The 26409-nt window shown below is 61.7% G+C and carries 16 protein-coding genes and 1 pseudogene; 3 read left to right on the forward strand and 14 right to left on the reverse strand.

The annotated features are described in order from the left end of the window. Positions 1–52: 52 nt before the first annotated feature. The gene (locus GOX53_RS07655) at positions 53–898 is read right to left on the reverse strand and encodes a M15 family metallopeptidase (RefSeq protein WP_171175017.1); all 846 of its coding nucleotides are present in this window, start codon (positions 896–898) and stop codon (positions 53–55) included. 86 nt (positions 899–984) lie between these two features. Here GOX53_RS07655 and GOX53_RS07660 point away from each other — a divergent pair, with 86 nt between their 5' ends. From GOX53_RS07660 to GOX53_RS07670, 3 genes are all read left to right on the forward strand, one after another. Then, positions 985–1644 (forward strand): OmpA family protein, encoded by a 660-nt coding sequence (locus tag GOX53_RS07660; RefSeq protein WP_254446501.1) that lies wholly within the window; start codon positions 985–987, stop codon positions 1642–1644. A 38-nt stretch (positions 1645–1682) separates the two neighbouring features. Continuing rightward, positions 1683–3893, forward strand: coding sequence for a serine/threonine protein kinase (locus tag GOX53_RS07665; RefSeq protein WP_171175019.1), 2211 nt, complete (start codon positions 1683–1685; stop codon positions 3891–3893). Positions 3894–4073: 180 nt separating this feature from the next. Then, the gene (locus tag GOX53_RS07670) at positions 4074–5306 is read left to right on the forward strand and encodes a serine protease (protein ID WP_171175021.1); all 1233 of its coding nucleotides are present in this window, start codon (positions 4074–4076) and stop codon (positions 5304–5306) included. A 72-nt stretch (positions 5307–5378) separates the two neighbouring features. On the opposite strand, the gene GOX53_RS07675 is transcribed toward GOX53_RS07670, so the two are convergent. From GOX53_RS07675 to GOX53_RS07745, 13 genes and pseudogenes are all read right to left on the reverse strand, one after another. Beyond that, positions 5379–6101: a PP2C family serine/threonine-protein phosphatase gene (locus GOX53_RS07675; protein ID WP_171175023.1), complete on the reverse strand. Its 723-nt coding sequence runs from the start codon at positions 6099–6101 to the stop codon at positions 5379–5381. Beyond that, the gene (gene tagF, locus GOX53_RS07680; RefSeq protein WP_171175024.1) at positions 6098–6784 is read right to left on the reverse strand and encodes a type VI secretion system-associated protein TagF; all 687 of its coding nucleotides are present in this window, start codon (positions 6782–6784) and stop codon (positions 6098–6100) included. The genes GOX53_RS07675 and tagF overlap by 4 nt, the downstream gene beginning before the upstream one ends. Beyond that, positions 6784–10356 (reverse strand): type VI secretion system membrane subunit TssM, encoded by a 3573-nt coding sequence (gene tssM, locus GOX53_RS07685; protein WP_171175026.1) that lies wholly within the window; start codon positions 10354–10356, stop codon positions 6784–6786. The genes tagF and tssM overlap by 1 nt, the downstream gene beginning before the upstream one ends. Further along, positions 10356–11804: a type VI secretion system protein TssL, long form gene (gene tssL, locus GOX53_RS07690; protein ID WP_171175028.1), complete on the reverse strand. Its 1449-nt coding sequence runs from the start codon at positions 11802–11804 to the stop codon at positions 10356–10358. The genes tssM and tssL overlap by 1 nt, the downstream gene beginning before the upstream one ends. A gap of 104 nt (positions 11805–11908) precedes the next feature. Further along, complete coding sequence (tssK, locus tag GOX53_RS07695) at positions 11909–13249, reverse strand: type VI secretion system baseplate subunit TssK (RefSeq protein ID WP_171175030.1); 1341 nt, start codon at positions 13247–13249, stop codon at positions 11909–11911. Positions 13250–13288: 39 nt separating this feature from the next. Continuing rightward, complete coding sequence (gene tagH / locus GOX53_RS07700) at positions 13289–14740, reverse strand: type VI secretion system-associated FHA domain protein TagH (RefSeq protein ID WP_171175032.1); 1452 nt, start codon at positions 14738–14740, stop codon at positions 13289–13291. Between the two features lie 23 nt (positions 14741–14763). Then, a complete protein-coding gene (locus GOX53_RS07705; protein ID WP_171175034.1) occupies positions 14764–15366 on the reverse strand; it encodes a hypothetical protein in 603 nt (200 codons plus the stop codon). Positions 15367–15378: 12 nt separating this feature from the next. Then, positions 15379–17505 (reverse strand): type VI secretion system Vgr family protein, encoded by a 2127-nt coding sequence (locus GOX53_RS07710; protein WP_171175036.1) that lies wholly within the window; start codon positions 17503–17505, stop codon positions 15379–15381. Positions 17506–17546: 41 nt separating this feature from the next. Continuing rightward, entirely contained in the window at positions 17547–20636 is a 3090-nt protein-coding gene (locus GOX53_RS30285; RefSeq protein ID WP_371810271.1) for a type VI secretion system contractile sheath domain-containing protein, read from the reverse strand. A gap of 1707 nt (positions 20637–22343) precedes the next feature. Then, positions 22344–22820 (reverse strand): annotated as a pseudogene (tssB, locus tag GOX53_RS29780) (type VI secretion system contractile sheath small subunit); the annotation flags it as partial. Beyond that, positions 22813–23664, reverse strand: a complete 852-nt coding sequence (locus tag GOX53_RS07735) for an ion transporter (RefSeq protein ID WP_171175038.1) — start codon at positions 23662–23664, stop codon at positions 22813–22815. The gene GOX53_RS07735 and the pseudogene tssB, both read right to left, overlap by 8 nt. 79 nt (positions 23665–23743) lie before the next feature. Next, positions 23744–24952, reverse strand: a complete 1209-nt coding sequence (locus tag GOX53_RS07740; RefSeq protein WP_171175040.1) for a hypothetical protein — start codon at positions 24950–24952, stop codon at positions 23744–23746. A gap of 82 nt (positions 24953–25034) precedes the next feature. Then, complete coding sequence (locus tag GOX53_RS07745) at positions 25035–26270, reverse strand: hypothetical protein (protein WP_171175042.1); 1236 nt, start codon at positions 26268–26270, stop codon at positions 25035–25037. Between the last annotated feature and the right edge of the window lie 139 nt (positions 26271–26409).

Raw genomic sequence — 26409 nt, forward strand, 5'->3', positions numbered from 1 at the left:
GCTGGCAGGTGAAACTCGACGGGTGGCGCCGGAACCTTCAAACGCAGGATTTCTAAAGTATCCCTGCGGCCACCCATTCTTCGACCTTGTCGCGGCTGACTTCGAAATGCATCGAGTCCTCGCGCCCCCAGGCTGCACCCCAGACCCAGCCCTCTTCCCGGAAGAAATCGGCCAGGATGGTCAGACCGAGCTGGGTCTTGCCATCACCCAGCGTATCCAGAACGCCGTCGATGTTCAGGTCCACGGCCAACCCATAGGCGTGGGCCGAGGCCGATGTGGTCGAGCCGCGAATGAAGCGGACACATAGCGATCCGGCGGTGTTGATCCGGTCGTAGAGGTCCGGATCGGTCTTTCGAATGTTCTCGAACACAGTGCGCAGCGAATCGACCGCAGGTTGCAGCATGCGCACGCGCACCGGGCCCACCTGTTCCAGCACCAATTTGGATTCCAGACGCTCATTGGTCATTGACTGGCACTTGTCGGTCAGGTCTTCGCGCGGCAGGCCAAAGGTCTCTCGCAGGAAGGAGGAACTGGCCAGCCGCAACTGACGATTGACCTTCTTGCGGTTGGCGATCAGCACCACCTGCGCATAGGCGTCGATGATCTCGTTCGGGCTGCTGCTGTCGAAACCGAATGAATCCGCGGCATCCCCGTCCGGCTGGAGCGCAACCGCGCCGGCACCAGACTGCACCCGCGACACCTCAAGCGACAATTGCTCAAGACGCGTGCGCACATCATCCATCTGCTGGCTGAGCATCTCAATCTCGATACGGGCGCCGGAATCGATGGCGGGGCCTTCGAAGTTCTCTTCGAGGGGCACGATCAGTGGAAAAACATACCACAGAACTGGTGCCACAATGATGGCCACCGCAAGGATGATCGCAGGAACGAGACGCATGATATTCCGGTAAACCCATGTTGCCGTAAGTCTTTGGGCCTCACCCTAGGGGTGGTCCGTCGCGATGTCACGCGGGTGACGGCAAATTGAACACCCTGAATGTGACATTCTTCATTGTAGCACCAATTTCGCTTGGATACTCTATAGGCCAAAGACAAGAAGGATTTGAGGAAATGTCTAATTCGAAAACACTTACGCGTATCTGTGCCTCGGCCTTCGCGATCGCCTGCACAGCACAAATGGCTTTGGCTCAGGATACGCCGTTGAGCGCGGACGAGATCACCGACGCATTCAATAAACAAAAGACCCGCGGACTGGTGATTGTTCCGTCAGATCAACAATCCACCGCAGCCCAGGACAGCTCGACCACCGTGGCCGCCACGCCGACCGAGTATCAGGCCGTCGCGAAAGAAGATCAGGTCAACATCCAGGTCCAGTTCGACTTTGCGTCCGCCGCGCTGCGTGAAGATCAGAAACCGAAGCTGGCCGCCCTGTGTCAGGCGATGCAGTCGGTGGACGTCTCGGTGTTCCAGATCATTGGCCATACCGACAGCTCGGGCCCGGCCGACTACAACCAGAACCTGTCCTTGCTGCGCGCCAAAGAGGTCAAGCGGCATCTGGTCAGCGACTGCGGGATTGCAGATCAGAGGCTGGAAGCCATTGGCGTGGGCGAGAGCGAGCCTTATAACGCGGACAACCCGCGCGCAGATGAAAACCGCAGGGTCGAATTCCAGGCACTCGGCTAACCGGTCGGTGTTGCCGCACACAAGCACTTGAGGGCCGCATGACCGAATCCCGCGCCGGTGACCTGTTTCAACCAGGTGATCTGGTAAACAACACTTACCGGATCGAAGCCATCCTGGGGCGCGGCGGCACGTCGGATGTATATCGCGCCCGCTCCGAGATCTCGGGGCGGCTTGCGGCGCTGAAAGTGCTCAAGGCCGAGTTTTCGAGCAATGACGACTACCTCGTCCTGCTGACCCGCGAAGAGGAAATCCGCGACATCCGCCATGATGCCGTTGTGCGGTATTCCGAAAACAACCGCACTGCCGACGGCCATGTCTATCTGGTGATGGATTATGTCGATGGGCCGGGCCTCGACCAGAAGCTCAAGGAAGGCCCGATGTCGGCCGAAGAGCTGCTGACCGTTTGCAAGCGGGTCAGCGAAGGGCTTGAGGCCGCGCATGCGCGCAACATCGTGCACCGCGACCTGAGCCCGGACAACATCATCCTGCGCGACGACGACCCCGCGCAGGCGGTCATCATCGATTTCGGCATCGCCAAGGACACCAATCCGGGTGCCGAAACCATCGTCGGTGGTGAATTTGCGGGCAAATACGCCTATGCGGCGCCAGAACAGCTCTCTGGCAAGACCGACCGGCGCACCGATATCTACTCGCTGGGGGCGTTGTTACTCGCCAATTTCAGGGGTGAAAAGGCGCAGGCCGGGGCCAATCTGCTGGAAGTGGTCGAGAGTAAGAAAAAGCCGCTCGATACCGAAGGGGTGCCCGAGCCGCTGAAAACAGTCCTCGACAGGATGACCGCGCCCAGTCCGGACGACCGCTATCAGAGCGCGGGCGAAGTGCTGCGGGCGCTTTCCTCTGCGCGGCTGGGCGGTGGTGAGGCGGCGGCCAAGGCCGACACGCCCGATGATCTGGACGATGCCACCGTCATCATGCCCCGCGCGAAGGAGCCCGAGACTGAGACCGCCACGCCTAAACCATCGGCGCCACCGCAACCCATGCGGCCAATAAGCGACCCGCCAGCGCAGAGCAAATCGCGTGGCGGTTTGATGGCCGGGCTTCTGGTGGTTGTTCTGGCAGGTGCAGGAGTCGGCGGTTACGTCGGCGGTGTATTCGACGGGCTTCTGGGTCCGTCCTATCCGGTCGTGCAGCCCTATACTCTTGTCGCGGATAAGCGGGAAGGGCTACCGCCTCGCATCGTTGGCTATGTTCCGTCCGAAACCGCGCGGGATGCGCTGGCGGCGCATGTGGCCGATCACCAGGGCGAAGTGGAACTGACCCTTGCCTCGGGCGATATCGCCGACAGCTGGGGCGCGGACGTTGAGAGTGTCGTCGACGCAGCCATCGACCTTGAAGAATGGCGCCTGTCGGTCACCGGTAACGAGGCGCGGCTGACCGGACGCACGACCGACAAGGCCCTGCACGAAACGATCAGTCGGCTGTATGAGGCCGGACTGCCGGGCGGATTGCAGGGCACTGCCGAGATCGAGCTGGTGCCGCTTTTCCTGGCCGTGGACGACGTGCAGACGATCCTGGACAGCATGGCCGATTGCGGCGCGCTGAGCCTGATCAACCCGCCGACCACCGGGTACGGCCCCGGCGCTGCCATTCAGGTCGAGGGCACGGTAGCCGGGCAGGACAGCCTCACCGGCCTCAACGCGGCAGTCACCGCACTCGGCGGCACCCGTCCGGTCGAACTTGATCAGGTGGCGGTTTTGAACCCGGCGGTATGCCTGATCGAGAACTTTTTACCCATCGCGCCGCCCAGCGATATCGACATCGCTTTCCGTAATGGCGATCGGGATAATGCCCCGAACCCGAGCGGTGATTTCCTGGTGGGCGAGAACCCGGTGATCGATGTTGAGTTGCCAGACAATGTGCAGGCCGGGTACCTTTCGGTGGCGGTGCTGGATGTGTCGGGCAATGTGTTTCACCTGCTGCCCAATGTGAGCCGCCCCGACAATGACATTACCAATATCCGTAACGGCAACACCGGTCCTATGTCGATCCGAGTGGCCTATTCGATCCCCGAAAGCAGTGAACACGGCGGGCTGGCCTTTCGGGTCGACGAAAGCACGCTGGGCAAGAGCAAGGTGATCGTGCTGCACTCCGATCAGCCTCTGTTCACTCAGATGCGGCCGACCACTGAATCCGCCGCCGGATATGCCGAGGCGCTACGCGACCAGGACCGCAACGCCGCCACGCAGATCCTGTCGCTGGACAGCCGGATTCTGACAACCCTGAAGCAGTAGATACCACCAGTCGAAAGCGCATTTTCAAAGGCGTGGCACGTGCTGCGCCTTCAAAGGCTTTGGTCTCGACCCGGCAAACACAAGCGCAGAAATCAGACCCTAACCTTGCGCAGGAGCGCCAGGGGCCGATCTGTGCTATCATCGCGATGTTTTATTTTTTGAATTGTTAAGGAGCTTCCAATGTTTCGCATTACGCCAATCCGAGTCTGTTTACTGGGTGCATTGCTGGCCACGAGCCCTGCCTACCTTTCCGCCCAGCCCGCCCCGGCAGCACGCGCCGAAGTGCCCGCCGAAACCGCACCCGAACGTATGCTGGACGTGTTCACCGAGTTGCAGGAGGGCGAAACCGAGTTCTCGATTCCCGGTGCCAGATGGCTGCAGCTTCAGTTTACCGGGTACAATCTGGGAGAAGAGGGAAAGCTGTCGGTCAGATCGAACGAGACCCAGCAGGATTTTTCGCAGGAGCATCTGGAGCAATCCCAGGGGCTAACCGTCATCTTCAACGGCGATCAACTGACCATAACCCTTGTCCCCGGCGATAATCCGGACACAACAGCGCAGATCGGCAAAGTCGTTGTGGGGCTTCCGCCGCAGGATCCGACCCTTGAATCCGCCGGACCGACCGCACCGGCAGAGTTGATTGACTATTTCGGCGGCACATTGGGCAATTACATGGTTGTCGATGAGCTGCCGCAATCGGCCTTGCCTGACGACCTGTTGCCTGAGACCGTTTGCGGAACCGAAGACGACCGCGAGGCAACTGATGACATCCGGGTTGGCCGTCTCATGCCTGTCGGATGCACGGGCTGGCTGGTCGATAACGGGCAGATTCTGACCGCTGGGCATTGCATAGCCAGCAGCACCCAGCTTTTGCAATTTCAGGTGCCGGCGTCACTGCCGGATGGGACGCCCGTTTCACCACTGTCAGAAGACCAGTACAACATAGATCAGGCGTCGATTGTGTTTCAGAACACAGGGATCGGCAACGACTGGGCAACGCTGCAGGTGTTTCCCAATACGCAAACCGGTCTTTTACCGCATGACGCACAGGGGGCAGCCTTTTCCCTGTCCAACACATCCGATCCGCAAGAAGTGCGGGTCACCGGCTTTGGCGTGGACGGCCCCGCCCCCACGCATGGCAATCCGCCGCCCCGGGATGCAACCAACCAGACCAATCAGACCGACGCGGGCAGCGTGACCGAGCATGGTCCGGCCAGCCCATCCCTAGCCATGCTCCGCTACGCCGTGGACACGCAGGGCGGCAATTCGGGCAGTCCGGTCATTGACGAGGCGGACGCCGATGTCGCCGTCGGCATTCACACCAACGGCGGCTGCCTGTCCAGCGGCAGCGCCAATGCCGGAACAAGCTTTCGCAATCAGGCGCTTTGGGATGCTGTGAACCCGGGTCAGTAGGGCCGAAATGGCAGGTGGCCGCCCCTACCGGGTGGCCCCACCAATCTGTTGCGACAGGGCGTCGGGCCGTGATCAGAGAATGTCCACGACCACAACGGTCACATTGTCTGCTCCGCCACCGTCCAAAGCGATCTGGATCAACCTGTCGGCGACCGTCTCGATCGGCATTTCCGACAGCGCTTTTTGCAGCATGCCGAATGTCGCGTATTTGCTGAGGCCATCCGAGCAGATCAGGAACCGGTCACCGGGCTGCAGCTCGCCCCGGATCTTGTCCAGGTCCAGAACATCGCCGACGCCGACGGCGCGGGTGATGGCGTTGGATTGAGGATGCTGTTCCGCCTCATCCCACGTCATCTCACCGGCCAAGACCAGATCGGCCACAAAGGAATGGTCGGTGGTCAGCATCTGGATTTCACCATCCCGTAGCAGGTAGATGCGGCTGTCTCCGGCCCAAAGCCCGACGAAATGGCTGTTGGCCAGCAACAGGCAGGCCACAGTGGTGCCGATGGTGTTGCCGCCGCGCGCTTCGGCCTCGACACGGATCACCCCATGTGCCCGCTGGATCGCGTCGCGCAGAGCACTCAGCCGGTCGGCAGGCGCCATGCCCGGCGGGATCGAGGCCGCCATGTCAGCCACGAGACGGCTGGCATAGTCGCCAGCGGCATGTCCACCCATCCCGTCCGCGACGAGCCACAGGCTTTCATCAGGCAGGGCAAGCACCGCATCCTCGTTGACCTTGCGCTTCAGTCCGACATGAGTGCGGGCGCTGTAACGTACCCGATGGCTTGAATTCATATGGGCCTGGCCTCGGTCCAGATTGCGGCGTGTAGGTTGAACAAGCCTTGCACGTTTGGTCCCGCCGGTAAACCTTCGCAAACCATCAGGCGGGGCACGCCGCCGATTTCCATACTCCATATGCTGGGCGCACGGTAGGACCCGGCCATCAGCCCCGCAGCAAGGTCGGGCAGCACATCGCCCATCCCCTCGCCCTGGGTCAGCACCATGGTGCCACTGTTCGAGCGTACAGCCGCCGCAGGACGATGCTGCGGGACGGGCAAGTCCCCTAGCGCTTCGGTCAGCCGGTCGCGAGTCATGTCATCCTCAAGCGACGCCAGTGCCAGATCTTCGAGCCGGGAATAGAGTTCGGTCTCGCGGAAATGGGTCAGCAGGGCGGACCCCTCGGTGGTCAGGGGTGCCGCCAGCGTCAGCGGAAAGCGCCGCCCAACCCGGTCGACCGACGGCATAAGCACACCCAGCATCTTTTGCGGCCCGGCCAGACCCGGCGACAGGCAAAACCGCCAGATCGGCGTCGACATGTAGTGGCTGTCCCATGCCGTACCCAGCGCCTCAGCCGCGTCCAGCATGGACCGCTGAATCCACTCATCCCACGGCTGGACAAAGGCCGGGCTTACCCCCAGCCGGAAAAAATCTCCGACCGAAGGCATCTTGCCGAACGCGCCAAAGCCTGCTTGCCCCATTAGAACGACTTCGGGCAGGAAAACTTTTGCAGCGCCGGCAGTGCGAACGGGTTGATCACCGAACCCGACTGCAGCTGGAAGATTGCGATCCGCCCACCGATGTTGAAGATCACCTTTTTGCGGTCCGACACGTTGGTACGCCGCACCTCGGCCGCGTCCAGTAGGCGGAACCAGGCCCAGGGGCCGTCCTTGGACAGGATGTTCTCGATGGTCTTCTTGGTGGGCGTGAAGCTGACCCGCGCCAGCCCGATTTGTCCGGGCCAGGTGATCGCCATCGGTGAGGGCAGCCCGCCCCGATGCGCGAAATCCAGCGTCTGGCCGTCGATTTCCAGCTTCACGGCCTTGGCCTTGGGATCCAGTGCCTCGGGCATGATCTGGAACTGGATCGAGGGCTGCGGCCCGGTGGCAAAGAACGCCTCCTTGATCTCGGCGGCATACTGCAACTGCTGCAGTACCGCCGGGCTGATACCCAGATCGGTCTGGTTCACGCCGGTCTTCCACGACCAAGGCCTTGTGCGGATGTCCACATGCTTGACCAGATGGTCGTTGAAGAACGTGTCGATCAGCCCGGTCGGCCCGAACAGCCGCGCGAAATCGGCCATGGCCACATCCGCCCGCGCGCGGCGGTTGAACGGATAGCGGTTATCCAGCGCCTGTGTGCAGAACGGCAGCACGTTGGCCTGCCACAGCGCGTTGATCGAGGCGCGGGTGCTGTCGCTGGTGATGCCGGACGAGCCGGTAATGATTTGCGTCGACCACCGCTCCATCGGCCCCGGGATGCGTGCGGCCTCCTGCTGGAAACGCTGCAGCGCCTGCCCGGTCTCGCCCCCCGACACACCGCTGAACGACATCTTGTTCAGCTCCTGATAGACCTCGGTCAGCGAGCCCATCAGATTGTCGAGCTGCGACGGCTGGCCCTCGGGCCGGTCCACAAGCTGATGCAGCCAGCTGAACCGTTCTTCGACATAGGTGCCCGGCGGCGCGGGCGGCGGACCGCCCTGCGCGGTGGCCGTCGCGGCCAGAGCTTCAAGCAGGATGCGGGTCTGGACCGAGGTATTGGTCTGCAACTCGATCCCCGCCACGGTCGACAGACCTTGGTTCAGCTCCTCATTGCCTCCGATCAGCGACCGGTCCTCGGTCAGCTTGGTCTCGTCCGAAATTGCGGTCAGAATGTTGACGATGGGCGAGGTCGGCCCGGACAGCACATTCGTCACCTCGACCGCATGGCTAAGCGACTCCATCGGAATGATGTCGACATCCCCCAGCATTGAGTCATAGCGGGCGATATAGTCATTGTAGTAGAGGTCCAGCACATCGCGGCTGAGCGCGGCAAGCGCCAGCTCGGTCTGCTCGGCTTCTCCGCGCGGGCCCAGCACCCAGCTTTCGCGTTGCACCCGTTTGGCGACACCCACCGCCTCACCCAGGAAGACATCGTTGAAGCCCTTATAGGTGAAGATCCCTTCGATCCCCTGATTGAGAGGTTTGCCGGACGAACGTACCAGAACCCGGGTCACCGCCGGGCCACCAACCTCGGTCAGGCGCCACTCGGGCAGGGCCGTTGCGGCGGGGCTGGAGATGATGCCGTTATAGACCCGCTGCGCGAGCGGCAGTTCGGACAGGATCCCCTGAATCCGCTCGACCATCGGGCCGTTCAGGGCGACCTCTTGCATAGGCTGATCCAGTAGCGCGTTCAGATGGTCGTTCAGATCGGCGCGGAACTGTTCGCGGGACGGGCCCTGGAACGACACCGTCCAGTCGATATTCATCCATTCCTTGACCAGATCCTTGTTCATCGGCCCTTGCAGGCCCAGCATCAGATATACCTTGAGCGCCTCATAGAGCACGTCCGAGTTGTTGATATTGGCGCTCATCTGCTCTTCCAGCCGCAACAGCAGGCGCGGCAGGAAGCGCTGGTTCAGCGCGGCGCGGTAGGTCTGTGCGGCCTGGGTGCCGATGATTTCGCCCTGATACAGGCCATAGGTCAGGCGCCGCTCAGGCTCGGGGTCGTTCAGCGCCGGGTTGGCGGGCAAGTCGCGCAGGTTGTTCAGCGCCTGCACCACCGGCACCAGATCGGTATCCCCCACCGGGCTGGGCGGCAGGGTGGCGGCGGCGGCCTGATAGGCCGACACGCCATCCTGCGCCTCGGCGATCAGGTCGGAATTGCCCAGGAAACTGCGCACCAGCAGCGCACCGACGGTTGCTGCCGCCACGACGGTGGCGGCAATCGAGGCCCATTTGGTGATCTTGTAGCGCCGCTCGACCTTGTCGTCGGCACTGACCAGACCGGCCTCGCGGAAAATCACCTGCTCAAACAGACGGGTCAGGAAATAGGACCGGCCAGAACCCTGGCCCGTGCCGATGGCCTGACGCCCGATCCCGAAGGTGCGCGCCATACCCAGCATCAGCCGGTCGATCGGCGTGCCCTCTTGTGTGCCGGACGTGAAATAGACCCCGCGCAGCATGTGGCGGTGCTGGAACCGGCTCTCCTGAAACACCTCGGTCAGGAACTCACGCGCGACCTTGCGGACGGATGCCACCTGCACCGGGAACCCGGCAATCAGCGCCCGGCGCTGCGGGTCGGTCTCGGTCTGCATCCGTTCCAGCGATTGCGAGTTCAGACGGCCCAGCAGATGCGCGAACTCCTCATCGAACGAAGCCACCGGCGACTGTTCCGCCTTGGCCTTGTCCAGCGGCAGGGTAAAGCCCCAGACCTGTTCGCGATCCTCTTTGCCCAGATTGTCGTGGAATTCGGCAAAGCCCGCGATCAGATCCGCCTTGGTGAACAGAATATAGACCGGGAATCGCACGCCCAGCTTCTCGCGCAGCTCTTCCAGACGGCGGCGCACGGCCTTGGCGTGCTCTTTCTGGGTGATCTCGTCCTGCAAGGACAGATCCGAGAGCGAGATGGCGATCATCGCGCCGTTGATCGGCTGCCGCTTGCGGTACTTCTTGAGCAGGCTCAGAAACCCGATCCAGGCGGCGTTATCGACCTCGGCATCGCTTTCCTGTGTGGTGTAACGCCCGGCGGTGTCGATCAGGACGGCGTTTTCGGTAAACCACCAGTCACAGTTGCGGGTGCCCCCCACCCCGCCGACGGCGGATTTGCCCAGCTCTCCGGCCAGCGGGAAGTTCAGGCCGGAATTGATGATGGCGGTGGTCTTGCCCGCGCCGGGTGGGCCGATCATCACGTACCACGGCAGTTCATTCAGGTGCCGCCGCCCGTTCTTGGATTTGCGCAGTGCGGCCATCGCGGTTTTCAGCTTGTCGCGCAGCTCGGTAATCTCGCTGTCGATCATGTCGCCGCCGTCGTCGACGGATTCAGTGATCTCTTCGGTCAGCTTCTTCTCGCGCCGGCGGCGAACGATAAAGATGATCAGCATGATCAACAGGAAGAAGGTGAAGATGCCGCCACACCAGATCAGGCGCGAGGACAGGCTTTCCAGAGGGCGCCATTCATCCGACCCGATCAGCGGACCGAAGTAGAACAGGCAACCGGACAGCACCGCGGCGGTGAAGAACAGCACGAAATAGATCGAGCGGAAGAGCGGAAAGACGAAGCGGCGTAAAAACATCAGCTCTGCTCCTGAACCAGCAAGACTTCGATACGACGGTTGGCGGCGCGGCCCTCACGGGTCGAGTTATCGGCGATGGGCTCACTGTCGGCGCGGCCCTCGGCGGTCAGCCGTGCGGGATCGCTCATCGACCCGGCCATCTGTTTCATCACCGATTTCGCCCGCGCCAGCGACAGCGCCAGATTGGACGGGAACCGGGCCGAGCGGATCGGCACGTTATCCGAATGCCCGGCAATGATCACCGAGCCGGGTTCGTCATTCAGGGCCACGGCGACGCGGCGCACCGGTTCCAGGAACTTATCCTGCAACTTGTCCGAGCCCGAGCCGAACATGCCCGAACCCTTGAGCCGGATGATCAGCGTGTTGCCCTTCTGGAACACCTCGACCAGCCCCTCGTCGATTTCGGGCTGCAGGAACTCCACCACCTTTTCCACCTGCGCCTGTTCGGGCTGCTGCGGCGGGGGCGGCGGTGGCGGTGCGCGGCGCTGCAATTCGGCAACCGGTCCGGCGTCAATCACGGAAAGCTGGCCCACCAGGTTCTCGGTCTTGGTCGAAAGCGCGTAGGAGAGGCCCGTGAATTCCATCACCACCAGCAACGCGGTGACGCCCAGCGCAATCCAGACCGGACGCCAGGCGCTGAGCGCGCGATAGGGTTTGTCCACCCCTTCCCAATGAGGTGCCAGGTCGCGCTCGACCGCGCCGCGTTGACCCCGGATGATCCGTGCCAGACCCAGACGGATCTGCAGATGCTTGTCGGCGCCGCCCTGTTCGACACGCAACCGCCCCTCGAACCCCAGCGACAGGCACATGTAGACGAATTCCAGCAACTCGATATTGTTGCCCGGTTCCTTCTCAAGCCGCGCCAACAGGTCATAGAAGCGGTCGCCGCCCACCGTCTCGCGGTGGAACGTGCCGACCAGCGACTGCATGGACCAGCTCGACTGTCCGCCCCACGGCGTGTTCAGCACTACATCGTCCAGCGTCGCACACAGCGCATAACGCGCTACCTTGACGGTCTGCGCGGGGATGCCCGCCTGCAAGGCCGAGTTTTCAAAGGCGCGCACCTCGGCCACCACGCTTTGGCGCAGCTTGTCGGGGTCCATGTGCTGGGCGCGGTTTCGGATACGGCTGATCAGCGAGAACAGTGGCGTGGCGCAGGCATTCAGCCGGTTCATCCCGGTCATCACCACCGCGTCATCCTCGGACGAGGATTGCCCCTGCGGCGCAGTCTGTTGGGCCGACGGCACACCATAGGCGGCGTCACCTCCGGGGGCCGGTTGCGGTGCATAGGGCTGCTGTTGCGGTGCGCCGGGTGCAAAGGCCGGATCGGGGTAGCCCGGGGCAGGCGCCTGCTGTGCTGCGCCCGCAGAACGGCGGCCGCCCGGATTGGGTCGGATCACCGTCTTGTCGGTATCGTCCGGTTCGGCAAAAGGATCATTGTCGGACATGGCCAAGCACCTGTTCCTTCAGAGCATCCGTGTCACAGTGTGACCTACACGGAGTGCCCTATCAAATTGTTTCAACGCAGCTTTCGATCACTTTCGGGCGCGCCTCACTGATTGCGGATCGCCCAAAGCTCCATCTTAAGCCCCGGATACTGCCCCGAGACATGCACTGCGATCCCGCCCGACGTGGTCATCTTGCCCCAATATGGACTGTCGGCGTCGAGTTCGAAATAGACCACACCGGCGTGATAGGGGATTTGCCGCGGCGCCACGGGCAGCGGGCGCAGCGTGATCCCCGGCAGGGCCGAGTTCACCAGCTGGCGGATTTCCTCAACCGGGCCGGTCTTGGTCTGTCCCGCGAAATGGCGCCGCACATCCTCGGCCGGGATATCGGCGCTGACGGCCAGGACGAACCCTGCATTGCCGATCAGCTTGCGATCCGCGATCACGCCAACGCTGATGCCGTATTTGCGCGCCTCCAGCGGGATCGAGACAGCCGTCTGTTCCAGAACCGAGCTGAGGTATTGCCGCAGCGTGCGGATCACGGGAGCGAATGACGTTGTCAGACCGTCATGTTGATAGGCAGGGAATTGCGGCGCCTCTTTCTCGGTGCTCATGAAGGTTGCCAGCTCGCCCGCGAGAGAGGCGCAGACCCGGTAGGCATGTTCGGGATGAACATTCTCGATATTGGCGAAGTGGCGGACCACCGGCAGATTGCGGTTGATCACCATCAGCAGCAGGAAGTCCGAAATCTCCGCCGCGCCCTTGGCGGGACCACCTTCACTCAGCCGCCCGGCCAGCGCCTGCATCCGGTGCGACAGCATCCCCTCAAGCTCGTTCATGAACCCGGCCAGCGCCGGGGCAGAACGCACATCCAGCGCCGAAGGGATAAAGCCCCGGTCCAGAATGATTTCCTTGTCCGGGCGTACCTCGATGATGCGGGCGATCGGAATGGCCAGCTTGTCGGCCAGATCGTCCACCTCAAGCGCGAATTGCAGGCGCAGCTTGCCGACACCCATCGTCACCGGCTTTTTCTGCTGGCTCATCACATCGGTGATTTCCAGCTCGGCGGGGCGCAGACGGCTGACCGATTGTTCAGCGCCCGACAAATCCACCTCGGATGCTCCCTGCCGCCGCTGCGGTACCGTCAGGTAGACCACACAGTCCTTGATCGTCTCGGGCACTTCCATCGCGGGTGGATGATCGTCGGATTGCGGCACCCGGAACACCTGCCCGTCCGGTGTCAGCCCGGCGCAGGATTTCAGCGCGAACTGCCCGACCTTCAGCACCTCATCGTCGATCTCAAGCGCGCTGACACCCCAGGCATAGGGCGTCACCCGCCGGGCAAGCCCCGCAACCAGCGCCTCGGAATACCGGTCGGCCTGCTGGAAGTGATGGGGCTGCAGAAACAACCCTTCGGTCCAAAGCACCTTGCTGTCCCAGGACAATAGCTGTCCTCCCTTCTTATCCGCGCCCCGTCGGGGACTTTATTTCAGCTTTTCCAGCTGTTCCTTGTAGGCCCGCGCGAATTCCCGGCTGAACAGGTCGTGGAAATCGTTTTCCGCCTGATCCGAGATTTCCGCGTACATCTTTTCGTAGACTTCCCAATACTGCGCTTTCTTGCCCTTGAAGAGCGAACCGAGCTTGCCAGAGCCTTCGATCTTGCCCGCCAGCACCTCGGGGTCGAGCCTTGCCAGCACGCCTTTCAAAGCCGCTTCCATGCCGGTGACCATCGCCACCTCGTGCGCCTTGATGTCCTTGAGCGCCTGTTCGGTGGCCTCTTCCGCCCCCAGATACCCCTTGACCCGGGGCTTCACCAGCGCCTCGATGGCCTGTTCCGGGCTGATCGAGAACTTCAGCGGGTTGTTCCCGCCCGCACTGATCATGGTCTGGTCGATACGGAACTCGGACTTGATCGAGGTGCGCGTCATCAGGATCTCGCGCAGACCGGTGATCATGGCGCGCAGCACCCGGCCCATCCGGCCCATCGTGGCGGGCAGATCGGCATCTTCGATGCGCAGATCGTCAACCTCCAGCGCCTCCAGCAGCGCGCGTGCCGCCGATTGGTCGCCACCTGCGGTAGCCGGAGCCGGCGCGTCGGCTTTCGGCGCCTCTTCAGGCTCTGGGGTCGGTTCTGGCAGCGGAGCTTCCACCTGACCGCCGGGCGTTGGCTTGACTGGCGGCGGTGAGACCGTTTTGGCCGCAGGTGGCTCCGGCTCGGCAAACGGATCGCTCTCATCCCCGCCACCGGGTGCGAGCAGGTCGTCATCCCAATCCTCGGGGATCACGGCACCGCCGCTACCCGAAGGTGCCGCAAAGGCATCGCTCACCGACGGGTTGTGCATCGGATCGCTGGCGCCTTCGCCCTCACGCCCGTCATTGGGCTTGGCAAAGAACGGATCGTCGTCTTCCATGGGCGGTAACAACTCGTCCATCGGGTCCGGAATGTCGATCTGACCGGGGCCTTTGGGTGCATCTCCGCCCAGCAGGTCATCGAGGAAATCCCCACCCGGCGCCGCGTCGTCCAACAGCGCCAGCGGGTCGGGCGCGTTCTGTGCCTGCCCGTGCGAAACACCGCCCTGCTGGGCGGGCTGAGGAATCATCTCCTCGAATGTGGGAAGATCGGCGCCGATCTCGACCACCATCTCATATCCGCCCGCGATCAGAACGTCGCCGTTATTCAGCGGCGTGGGCGTGCGCCCCAACGGGATTTTTGAGTAGTTCAGAAAAGTGCCGTTGGTCGACAGATCCACGATCACCACATTGCCGTTGTGATCCTCGATCACGAAGTGGTTCTTGCTGAGCGTTCGGTCAGGATCAGGCAGTACGAGGTCGTTGGCCGGGCCGCGCCCAACAGTCAGAGAGCCCCCCTGCATCGCTACCGGGCGCCCGTCGCCCGGAACAACGCCGGTGGATTGGAATTTCAAGTTGACCGTCATAGACGGCGATTCCTCCTGTCTTCTCAGCCCTCGGCGGCGGCTTCGGCCACCGCACTGCCATTGCCGCCCCGGGCGATATTCACTGCGCGGTCGATCAGCATCTGCGCATAGCCCTCAAAATCGCCTTCATGCTCGCCCAATGCAATAATATTCACTGCAAAAGCCATAACCTCTGATGCGCCGGGCGGCGCGGGCTGGTGTTCCAGATCACCTACGCCCAGCTTGCCGTCGGCGTAAAGCGCACTCATGGCACATTTTGCGGTTTCGTCATCCATATCCGCCTGATCGATGGCAATCGACGCCTTTTCGCGGTTTTCATCCGAAGGTTTGAATACCCAAGCCTCGGCTGCGGCCAGCGCGGCGGTGTTGTTTTCAGGTGCGGGACCAATGAAATCGCGCGCAGCAAGACAGGCCCACCACACCCGTTCCCGAGACGGCAGCAGCACTGACATCAGGCGCAGCATATCGACGATTTCACCCTTTTCGTCCAGTTCGGCCAGAACCGCGTCGGGCATCGCGCTGGCGGGCGCCTCCAGCTTGGTGGCCAGTTTGGTATTGGCTTCCGACAACAGCCGCGCTGCGGGCTCCTGCGGGATCTTCGTCATGTTCTCAAATCGTTTGCTCATGCTTCAGGCCCCTCAGTTGATCATCGTCATGCCGCCCTTGAGCGTCAGAAGCCCATCGCCGCTTACCGTGGTCAGCGGGCTTTTGACTTCTGCCATGGCGGTGCCCTGAACATTGATCTGCAGACCCTTGATCGTCACCCCGGACGGGTCGAGCTTGACCGAGGACGGCCCCACCTTGAGTTCGATGGACTGCATGGCCTCCATCGTAATCTTGCCGGCGCTGGCCTTGACGGTGATGTTGCCCATCTTGACCGTGGTGGTCTTGTTGCCGGTATCGACCGATTCCACCTGGTTGCCCTGTTTGATGGTCTCGGTGTTGTTGCCGGTCACGGTACGGTCCGACTTACCCTCGATGGTCTCGGTCTGGTCCGTCTTGATGGCCACCGTCTGACTGCCGGTTGAGATGGTGAATGTGTGATCGCCATCCTGAATCGTCTCGGTGACGTTCTGTTTGACGTTCAGAGTATAGCTTTTCTCATCCCCCGCAGTGACCTTCACCGCGGAGGCATCCAGACCGATGGTTTCCACCACCCGGTCCTTGACCAACCGTTCATGGTCTTTCTGCGCCTGGAACCGGACCAGTTCCTCGTCTTTCTTGTCCTCGAACATCAGCTCGTTGAAGCCACCGCCGCCCTTGGACGAATTGGTCTTGATCCCGGACTGCGTCTGGTTCGCGGGCAACTCGTAGGGTGGCATCGTTTCGGCATTGTAGAGCATGCCGGTGCAGATCGGCCGGTCAGGATCGCCCTCTTCGAACTGGATCACCACCTCCTGTCCGATGCGCGGGATGCTGACCATACCCCATTGCTTGCCCGACCAGGGTGTAACAACACGCACCCAGCAGGTTGTGTTCTCGTCCTTCTTGCCTTCCCGGTCCCAGTGGAACTGCACCTTGATGCGGCCATGCTTGTCGGTCCAGATCTCCTCTCCCGATTTGCCGGTCACGATCGCAGTGTGCAGGCCCGAGATTTCCGGCCACTGCGTAGTCAGTGGGGAGCGGAACTGCGTCTTGGACGGGCAGACGAAGAACTCGGCCAGGAACAGGTCCTTGTTCTCCTCCGGAAAATCCAGCGCGCCCACGTCCAGATCGGTCTCTTTCTTCACAAAGGAAAAGCCCGAGGTCGTCTGCAGATAGTAGGTGCAGCTTGTGATCAGATACTCCTGCCCCTTGAATTCGTCCCGACCCTCCAGCGAGAACACCCCGCCGGTCTGCAGCGTCCGCACGGTGCCCTTGCCGCGCAGCATCTGGAACCGGGTCTCTTCGGCCTCCATAAGAACCTGCGCGCGTTTCTTGCCCAGCGCGGTGTCGGCCCGGTAATGGCGGGGATAGTCGTAGACCTCGAGAGACTTGTGCTTGTGCTTGGGTTTCAGCGTGGTCTTTTCCCGCACCTCGGTCTCAGCAGTGGGTTTTTCAAAGTCGAAATCGCGCAATGACATCATCGAAGACGTCAGCGACTCACCCGAACCCCACTCCGAGACATGATCGTCCAGCTTCTGCTTGGAGTCGTCTCCGGCGTAAAAGGTCAGCTTGGATTCCTCGGGCAGCTTATCGTGGCTGCCGCGCCCGTCCGAGATCACCAGCTCTTCGTTCTTGGGGCCGGAATCTGAGTGGTTGAAGTAGTAATAGATACCTTCTTCCTGCATCAGGCGGCTGATGAAGTCGAAATCGGTCTCACGGTATTGCACGCAGTATTCGCGGGCGGCGTAGGTCCCGCTCAGCCGCTTCTTGTAGTCTGAAAACCCGGCATCGCCGAGAACTTTATCGATGATCTGCACGGCAGACAGGTCCTGGAAAATGCGGCTGTTGCGGGTGCGGGTCAGCAGCCACATCCAGGGGCGCAGTTCGGCCAGCAAATGCACATAGCCATCGCGCAACGCCAGTTTCTCGACGGAAATTATGGTGCCGGTGAACTTACGCTCGTTATCCTCGGCAGTACTCAGGTGGACGGTCAGGGTTTGGCCCAGCAAATCCTCAAGCTTGAGCTTGGTGTTCTGCGACAAAAACTCGACCGACATCTCGGTCAGCTCGCCCATCCCCTCTTTGACGATGGCCCGCCGGATCACCATATCCTCTTTCTTCACCGAATAGCTGCCGGTCATCCAGATCGGCGACTTTTCGTGCATTTTATCCGCAGCCATTCCGTATCCTCTCCACCTTCTACTTCAAGCCCGCCGCGGGATCAGAGATCCGCCAGCAGCGCGGCAAGTTCCTCATCCATTTCTTCGTCATCTTCTTCGCCCTCGTCATCATCATCCGAGAAACCGGCAAGAAGATCATCCAGATTTACATCGTCATCGTCCCCTACATCTGTATCCAACCCTGAGGCCAGATCGTCCAGTTCGGAATCGAGATCGGTGTCCATATCGGTGTCGAAATCCATATCGTCGTCCGACACATCGTCATCATCCGGCGCCGCAACCGGCACATCGGGCGGCGATGGCTCGGGCACCGGCACGCCGCTCCACGGCCCCAGAATCTCGCGCCCGGCAACCGAGTTGAACGAACCCAGCCGGATTTCGTCCCGCCCCTTGACCGACAGAACCGGCATATAACCGCGCTGAACCGAATGCTCGTGCTTGTCCATGGTGATGTTGCGCTCGGTGCAGGGCAGCGCCACCTGGTCGCCATAGCGGTCGTTGACATAATGATAGGGCATCTCGCCCAAAGACATAACCGAGCCCAGGTTCATCGCCTTGCCGTTCTGCTTGAACGACCGTGCCAGCAGGATCGTCACAAGCACCGCCGGATTTGCCCAGAGCATGCCCTTGAGGCCCTCGGTCTCGGTAAACTCCTCGAACTCGAACTCATAGATCGGCTCGGTCTTGGCGCCGTAGGGTCGGCGCAGCAGGAACCGGGGCGAGGCCAGCCCCAGATGCCCTGCCTCGGGCATCGTGCGCAGCGTATCCCAGGCCTGCGCCACCAGCGGGTGGCGATCCTCTTTCTTGGTTTCCAGATAGGCAGGCGTGATGGCGCTGAAGAACGGCGCATCCACATGCGCGGCAACCCGCCCGATCCGGCCCAGGATCTCGGCATGCGGTGGCGTTTCCTCAAACGTATACAGCCCGATCAGCGCCGAATAGCCGCCGCGCCCGTTTTCCTCATCCAGCGGTTCCTCGGTCAGCAGGCGCACCAGCCCGGTCTTGGCCAGGTCCTCTTCGGCGGCCAGATCGGCGGCAATCTCCTCGGCCGACACGTCATAGAGCATCACATCCAGCGTATCGTCGGTTTCGACGCTGCGTGCGATCAGGTCGAGGCTGCGCCACTGCGCCTCGACCGACTGGAACTCGGGGTGATGCAGCACTAGCCGCATTGCCGCGCTCAACGCTTCGTCTACGGCACCCTGCATCGCGGCCACGTCGGGGCTGGGCAGCTGCTTGATATGCGGCCCGACCACCCGTTTCAGCAGATCGTCCACCTGCGAAGCCTGCGCCAGCGCACCGCCGGTATCGCCGATCAGCTTCTGGAAATCGCTCAGCTTCAGATCGGCCCGCACCGTGTTGCCGCCCGAACTGCGCCGAGGCGGCACCACCGCGCGCCCGAATTCCTCGCCCCAGGCAATCAGCTGTTTCGAGGCGTTCTCGGCAGTCGCCCCGGCGCTCAACTGGCTCTTGAGGCCTGCCAGACCTTCGAACAACTCAACCTTTTCAAAAAGCTCGTCCGGATGCAGATCGTCCAACTCGCCCAGCTTGACTTCGATCCCCGCGCCGTCCTTGCCGATGGGCAGCACCAGCGTGGTGGCAAAGCTCTCGATCACATCCTCGACCGTGTCCGGGTCCAGAAGGATCGGCTTGCGCGCGGCCAGCGCGTCGCCGGGTTCGATCTGTCCCTTGGCCGAGCGGCCCGAGAAATCGCCGAAGATCGCGATGCGGAATCGCTTGCGCTGCAGCCTTTCAGGCTCGGGCCGGTCGGCGCTCATCTGGCCAAAGGCCAGCGAGGGTTCATCGCTCATCTCGGCTCCCTCCGCCGCGGCCGGGGCGGCTGCTTCCGTTTCTTCGTCGAGATCGGCTAGCAGCGCATCAAGATCGCCGCCGTCATCGTCCTCATCTCCCAGATCGCTCAGCAGATCGTCCAAATCCGCGGGTTCATCGCTTTCCAGATCGGCCAGAAGCGCGTCGAGATCGTCATCGCCACCATCGCCATCCTCTTCCCCGAGATCGGCGAGCAACGCATCGAGATCGCCATCATCTCCCGCATCTTCGGCGCCCTCATCCGCATCACCGACATCGGCGGCATCGAGATCGGCCAGCAGATCATCGAGATCGCCCAGCGCATCGCTTTCATCCTCGTCCTCGCCCAGATCGGCCAGCAAGGCATCGAGGTCGTCATTGCTGCCCTCATCATCCTCTTCGCCGAGATCAGCCAGCAGCGCATCAAGATCGGCATCATCCGCCGGTTCCTCGGCACTCTCGACCTCCTCACCCAGCCCTTCCAGATCGCCCAGCAGCGCGTCCAGATCATCCTCTTCCTCAGGACCATCCAGATCGGCAAGCAAATCGTCCAGATCGGTGTCCGCGTCGTCGTCAGCGGTATCCAGATCACCCAATAGGTCACCCAGATCGCTATCAGAGTCAGCCTCGTCTTCTGCCTCCTCCTCGGTATCGAGGTCAGCCAACAGATCGTCGAGATCCTCGCCGGCTTCTTCTTCAGTTCCGTCGTGGGCGTCCTCAAGATCCCCTAACAAGGCATCGAGATCGTCTCCGGCATCCTCGGGTTCATCTGTCTCTGCCGCCAGAACGTCGTCGTCATCACTCGTGGCATCCAGATCACCGAGCAGATCGTCCAGATCGCTCTCAGCATCCTCAGGTTCATCCGCCGTATCCAGGTCACCCAAAAGGTCATCTAGGTCACTTTCCGACGACGCCTCGGCTGTATCCAAATCACCCAGAAGGCCGTCCAGGTCGCCTTCGTCGGGTTGGTCTTCTTCCTCAGTTTCCTCCGCACTTTCGAGGTCGTCCAACAACCCGTCCAGATCATCCTCAGCCTCGTCCGATGCCTCCGTTTCACCAAGGTCGGCCATCATGTCGTCCAGGTCGCCTGTGTCCTCGGAGGCGGCATCCTCACCGGTATCCGCAGAATCGAGATCCGCTGACAAGTCATCCAGATCACCGTCATCGTCGTCCGCATCATCCGCCGTCAGCAAGGCATCCAGATCATCCCCGTCGTCCTCGGTTGCGCTCTCGTCCGAGCCCAAATCATCAACCAGCGTATCCAGCTCATCTGCTGCTTCACCCGCGGACTCGGCCTCGTCTTCGCCCAGATCCGCCAGCATTGCATCAAGATCATCCTCACCTTCGTCTTCTGTCGCCTCAGGCAGCGAGGCAAGGGCGTCTGCGGTCGTGTCTTCGGTTTCGTCGAGCTCAACATCCGCCAGATCGCCGAGAATATCGTTAGATGCATCGTCCTCCTCGACGTCCTCGGCTTCCGGCAAAGACGCCAGAGCGTCATCCGCAGCGGTGTCTTCTGCCTCATCTTCAGGCGCAGCCTCGGCCAACTCGCCTAGCAGATCATCCAGCGCATCGTCTTCTTCCGCTTCGGCAGGCGCCGCGTCTGCAAGGGCATCCAACACCTCCGGTGTCTCATCAACCGCCTCAACTTCGTCGGCCTCGGGCAAGCTGGACAGAGCATCGGATACGGAGTCGTCTTCGACCTCAACCGGCTCTGCCTCCGCTAGGTCACCCAGAATATCGTCGGACTGATCCTCCTCTTCGGTCTCGTCAACTTCCGGCAGTGAGGCCAGCGCCTCATCCGCAGCCGTATCTTCTCCCTCATCTTCAGGCGCAGCCTCGGCCAACTCGCCGAGCAGATCGTCCAGCGTATCGTCCTCTTCCGCCTCAGCAGGCGCCGTATCGGCAAGGGCGTCGAGCACCTCCGGCGTCTCATCATCCGCTTCGACCTCTTCGGCCTCCGGCAGGGACGAAAGCGCATCATCTACTGCGCTATCCTCGGGCACGTCTTCGGGTTCGGCATCCGCAAGCCCGGTCAGCACGTCATCGGTGACATCAGGTTCGTCGGTCTCAACGGCTTCGGGCAGGGACGACAACGCATCACTGACCGAACTGTCTTCCTGCACCTCCTTGGGGGCCGCGTCGGCAAGGCCGCTCAGAACGTCGCCGGTTGTATCATCCTCTTCCGCCTCATCCGCTTCGGGCAGCGAGGACAGGGCGTCGCCAACCGCATCCTCGTCCTCGGCCTCTTCCGGTGCTGCATCCGCGAGACCGGTCAGAACATCACCGGTGGTATCGGGCGCATCCTCTTCCTTGACATCCGGCAAAGAGGACAGCGCATCGTCAACGGCCGTGTCTTCCGCCGCCTCGTCCGGTGCGGCTTCTGCCAGGTCGGTCAGCACGTCCCCTGTATCATCCTCCTCCGGCACATCTTCGGCGTCGGGCAGAGAAGACAATGCGTCCGCAACAGACGTGTCCCCAGGTTCATCCTCAGGAGCGGTGTCAGCGAGACCCGTCAGAACGTCATCGGTCGTATTCTCTACCTCGGCTTCCTCAGCTTCCGGGAGGGAAGACAGAGCGTCGGTTACCGACGTATCCTCGGGCGTCTCTTCGGGGGCCGCATCCGCGAGACCGGACAGGACGTCGCCGGTGTCATCTGCCTGCTCAACGTCTTCGGTTTCCGGCAGCGACGAGAGCGCATCCTCGACCGACGTATCTTCGGGAACATCCTCCGGAGCTGCGTCCGCCAGACCGGACAGGACGTCGCTTGCTGTGTCTTCTTCCTCGACCTCTTCCGCATCCGGCAGGGAAGACAGGGCATCCGCAACCGACGTGTCCTCAGGAGCGTCTTCCGGCGCCGCATCCGCGAGTCCGGACAGGACGTCGCCGGTAGTGTCCGCCGCCTCGACCTCTTCCACTTCCGGCAAGGATGACAGCGCATCCGCAACTGAGGTGTCTTCCGGTGCGTCCTCCGGGGCGGCTTCGCGCAGAGCATCGAGGGCGGCGCTGTGGTCAGCCGTTTGAGCTGCACCGCTTGACAGCGCCCCCAGAAGCGCCGGGTCGGCCAGGATCTTTTCGATCAGCGCCTCGGCCCCGGCCTTGCCATCCATGTAGGTCATCAGATTGGAAAGCTGGGTCCGCGCCTCAAGCAATCCGCGCAGGGGCTCGACCTTGGCAGCGATGGCGGCAGGATTGAAATCGGCCATCTTCTCGAAGGTCAGGTCGACGGACAGGTTGCCCTCGCCGGTCAGTGTGTTGGGAACGGCAAAAGCCACCCGCGGGGCCATCGCCTTCATCCGCTCGTCGAAATTGTCCACATCGATCTCGAGGAACTTGCGGTCCGCGACCGAAGGCGACTCGGCCGTGGACTTGCCGGACAGATCGCTCATCACTCCCATCACGAAGGGCAGCTGCACCTTCTTCTGCGCGCCGTACAGCTCGACATCATATTCGATCTGAACCCGCGGCGCGCGGTTGCGGGCAATGAATTTCTGCGAACTGTCAGCCATTCCCTTCGCCTTTCAGGGCGGCGAGTTCGCGGCGCAGGGCGCGCAACTCCTCATGCAGTTCCAGCACATGCGCGTCCACGATGTCGGTCTCGCTGCGCACCAGGTCGCGCAGCTGAGTGAACTCGGCCTCGGCATCTGCCTCCACCGCTGTCTGCATGGTGTTCACCAACAGACCGATGAACAGGTTCAGCACCGAAAAGGCGGTGATCACGATGAACGGCACGAAGAAGGCCCAAGCCCAGGGATGCACCTCCATCACCGGGCGCACGATGCCCATCGACCAGCTCTCCAGCGTCATGATCTGGAACAGCGAATAAAGCGACCGGCCCAGCGTGCCGAACCATTCGTCGAACGTGGGGCCGTACATCAGCGTCGCCATCACGCCGAAGACATAGAACACGATCGAGATCATGATGATCACCGCGCCCATGCCCGGCAGCGCGTCCAGCAATGCCTGCACCACCGCCCGCATCTGCGGGATGACGGACAAGAGCCGCATCGCCCGGATGACCCGCAGCCCCCGCAGCGCCGACAGCCCGCCGCGGTCCGGCAGAAGGCCGAGCCCGACCACCACCAGGTCGAAGATGTTCCAGGCATTCGAGAAAAAGCGCAGGCCGTAGGCGTAGAACTTGATCAGCAGCTCGACCACGAAGATGCCAAGCACCACCCGGTCGAGCACCCCGAGCGCCTCGCCGACATGCTCCTGCACCGTTTGCGAGGTGGACAGCCCCAGGGTGACGGCGTTGAAGATGATCACGCCGAGAATGGCATTGGTGACCGAGCGCCGCTCGATGAACTCGCGGGCGCGGTCGCGCAGTGTGAGAACGGCCTCGGTGTCGGACATGTTTTCCAGTCACTCCCGCTGTCTTGTCAGTCTTAATGCGCCGGAACCCCGTGATGGGGTCCCGGCATGGCTTCAAAGGTCAACGTACCGGATCCAGCCCGTAGTTCATGATCAGTTCCTTCATGACCTTGCTTTCCTTGTCGGCGCGCACCTGCTTGAGTTTGGGCGCCAGCTTCTTGATTGCGGCATTGGCCTCTTTGACCGTCTTTGGGTCCTTGGACTTGAGCTTCTTGTCCTGCTTCTTGAGCTTGGCCTGAAGCTCTTTGAACTCCTTCTTCAGCGCATCGTATTCGTCCTGCTCAGTGGGCTTGACCGACGACTTGTTACCGTCATCGCCGGTTCTCGCCTGTCCCGGCATGCCGGAGACCTTACACTTGATCCCCTTGGCCTTGAGCAGCCGCCAGACCTTACCCGCGAACGTATCATAATCGTAATTCGACCCCGGAGGCGCAATGCCGCCCGCGGCAGTGAAACAGCCAGACAACAGCACAGTGCCCTTGAAGTCCTTGGACAGGTTCTTTTTCTTGTCGGTCTGCTCGGTCAGCAGGGCAACGATCTGCTCGGGCGTCTTCTTGCCCAGCTTGGTGCCGAGCGTAATGCCGCTTTCCTTGACCCGGCTGCCATGGGCGGCCAGTACCACCGTGCCGGTGGTGATGTTGCCGAAATCGGCCTGATCGGTATCCACCGCGGTGGTCTTGAATTTCTTGGCCTGCTTTTCTGCGGCGCGGTTGATGACGTCGTCCCCGCCCTTGAACTTGGCCAGAAGCGCGGCATAGACCTTGTCCTTGGTGACCTTTTTCATATCACCGTCATGCTTTTTGACCAGCTTGGCCAGCGCATCTTCGATGATCGACATGTTCTTCTTGGTCATGTTGACCACGACATTCTCTTCCGAGGCCAGCTCCGCCTCAAGCTTGGTCCAGTCCTTGCGGATCACGATCGTCTTGTCGAAATTGACCGGTGCTGCACCTTCCTTGGACGGGGGCAGCAGCCCGGTGATCGTTGCGGACAAATGACCGCTGGTGTCGATCCCGGCGACTACTTTCAGATCAGGGGTAAATCCCAGATCCTTGATCTGCGAGCTGTTCTTGGACTTGGCCAGCACGGCCGCCGCCTTCTTGATGGTCGTTCCCGCGCCGGAAAGGCCCGGCAGCTTGATCCCCTGCGCCTGCCAGCCGTTCTTTTTCAGGTAGGTTCCCAGCTCCGAGGCCACCTTGGCGATATCCGCCGATTCCACGCTGACACCACCGCCTGCGCCCAGAAAAATCGTTTTGTATTGCGTAGCCATTAAATTCCCCTTCGTTAATTGGTTTCATCCGGGCTGCCCGACAGATCGCCGTCCGGCCTGACACCTCTTTGTTCCGCGGCCCTTATGCGACCGCTTCGCTAATATTGTCGACCAGGGTCTTCACGCCCTTGATCATCCCGATCAGACCCGCGCCCTCGGTCGCAATGGTCTTTTTGTCCAGCGCCTTGAGCTTTTCGATGGTGGTTGAATCGTCCACCTTCATGCCATTGCCTTCCATCAGCGCCTGCATCTCCTCCAGGTACTTTTCGCGGTCCTCCAGCTTGGCGGCCATATCGGATGCGGCACGCTTGATGTTCATACATTCCGCACCCAGCTTGACACCTTCCTTAAGCGTTTTCGAGCCCCGGGCCTTTTTCATCAGCTTGTCCGCCGCCGAGCCCAGGCTGTCCACCTTGTGACGGGTCTTGGTGGTGTGTTCGCGATAGGCCTTGCGGGCCTTTTCGGCATCGTTGACCTTGGCATTAATCCCCTTGACCGTCGCGTCGAGCAGGTCAGTGGCGATTTTCTTGGGATCACGGCCCTTGGTCACCTCTTCACCCATGCCAACCGCCTTGGCGGTCAGCTTCTTGATCGCCTCGATGGGCTTTTTCACCGAAATGCCGCTGGTGTCGGTGATGCCCTGCCGTTCCGCCGCCTGCATCAGCACGGTGCCGCGCAGGGTGATATACGCCTGAATGCCGGTATAAAGGTCCTTGCGCAGCTTGGCCTCGTTCTTGAGCTGCTGGTTGATCTCCATACCCAGCTTGACCACCTGCACGACGATGGTCTTGTACGAGGTCACGTCGGCGCCCGACGTCGCCACCAGCTTGGCCACCGAGGCGCCGATCTTGATCGCACCCATGGTGACCTTGATCGTAGTCTTGACCCGCGCTTCGGTCAGCAGCTTGTCGCCCTTGGCCTCTTTCTTCAGCCGTTCTTCGATCGCCTTCCGCGCCGCGCCCTCGGCCGAAGCCATGGCGTTCTTGATCATCTGGTTGGTGGCCTGGATCATCTTCTCGGCGTCGGCCTGAGCCTTGTCGCCGGGGGTGGCCATCAGCTTGGCCACCTTGGCATCCAGCTTCACCGCCTCTTCGGTGATGACCTTTTCGTAGCGCTCAAGCTCGCTCATACCGGCTTCTTCGAGCCGCTTGAGCTTAGTCGAGGGCACCGGGTCGGGTTTTTTGAGTTTTCCGGTTGTGGTCACCTCAAGCTGAACATCGACCCGATATTTCGGCAGTTCGATATATTCCAGCTTGGGTTTCGACCGGATCAGGTCGACAACATAAAACTTGTGTGGGGTAACTGTTTTCTTGGCCATAAGATTTTCCTCCGCAAATCCAATGCGTTCCGTCCAATGGGCGGTCGGCGCGTCATATTCCGGCCATCCCGGCATGAAAGAGGATCGGTTCCCCGGCCCTCTCTACGCAATCTCAGCGGAACAGGCGGCGTAGGGGCCG

It is taken from the genome of Ruegeria sp. HKCCD8929, assembly GCF_013031405.1.
Lineage (GTDB): Bacteria > Pseudomonadota > Alphaproteobacteria > Rhodobacterales > Rhodobacteraceae > Ruegeria.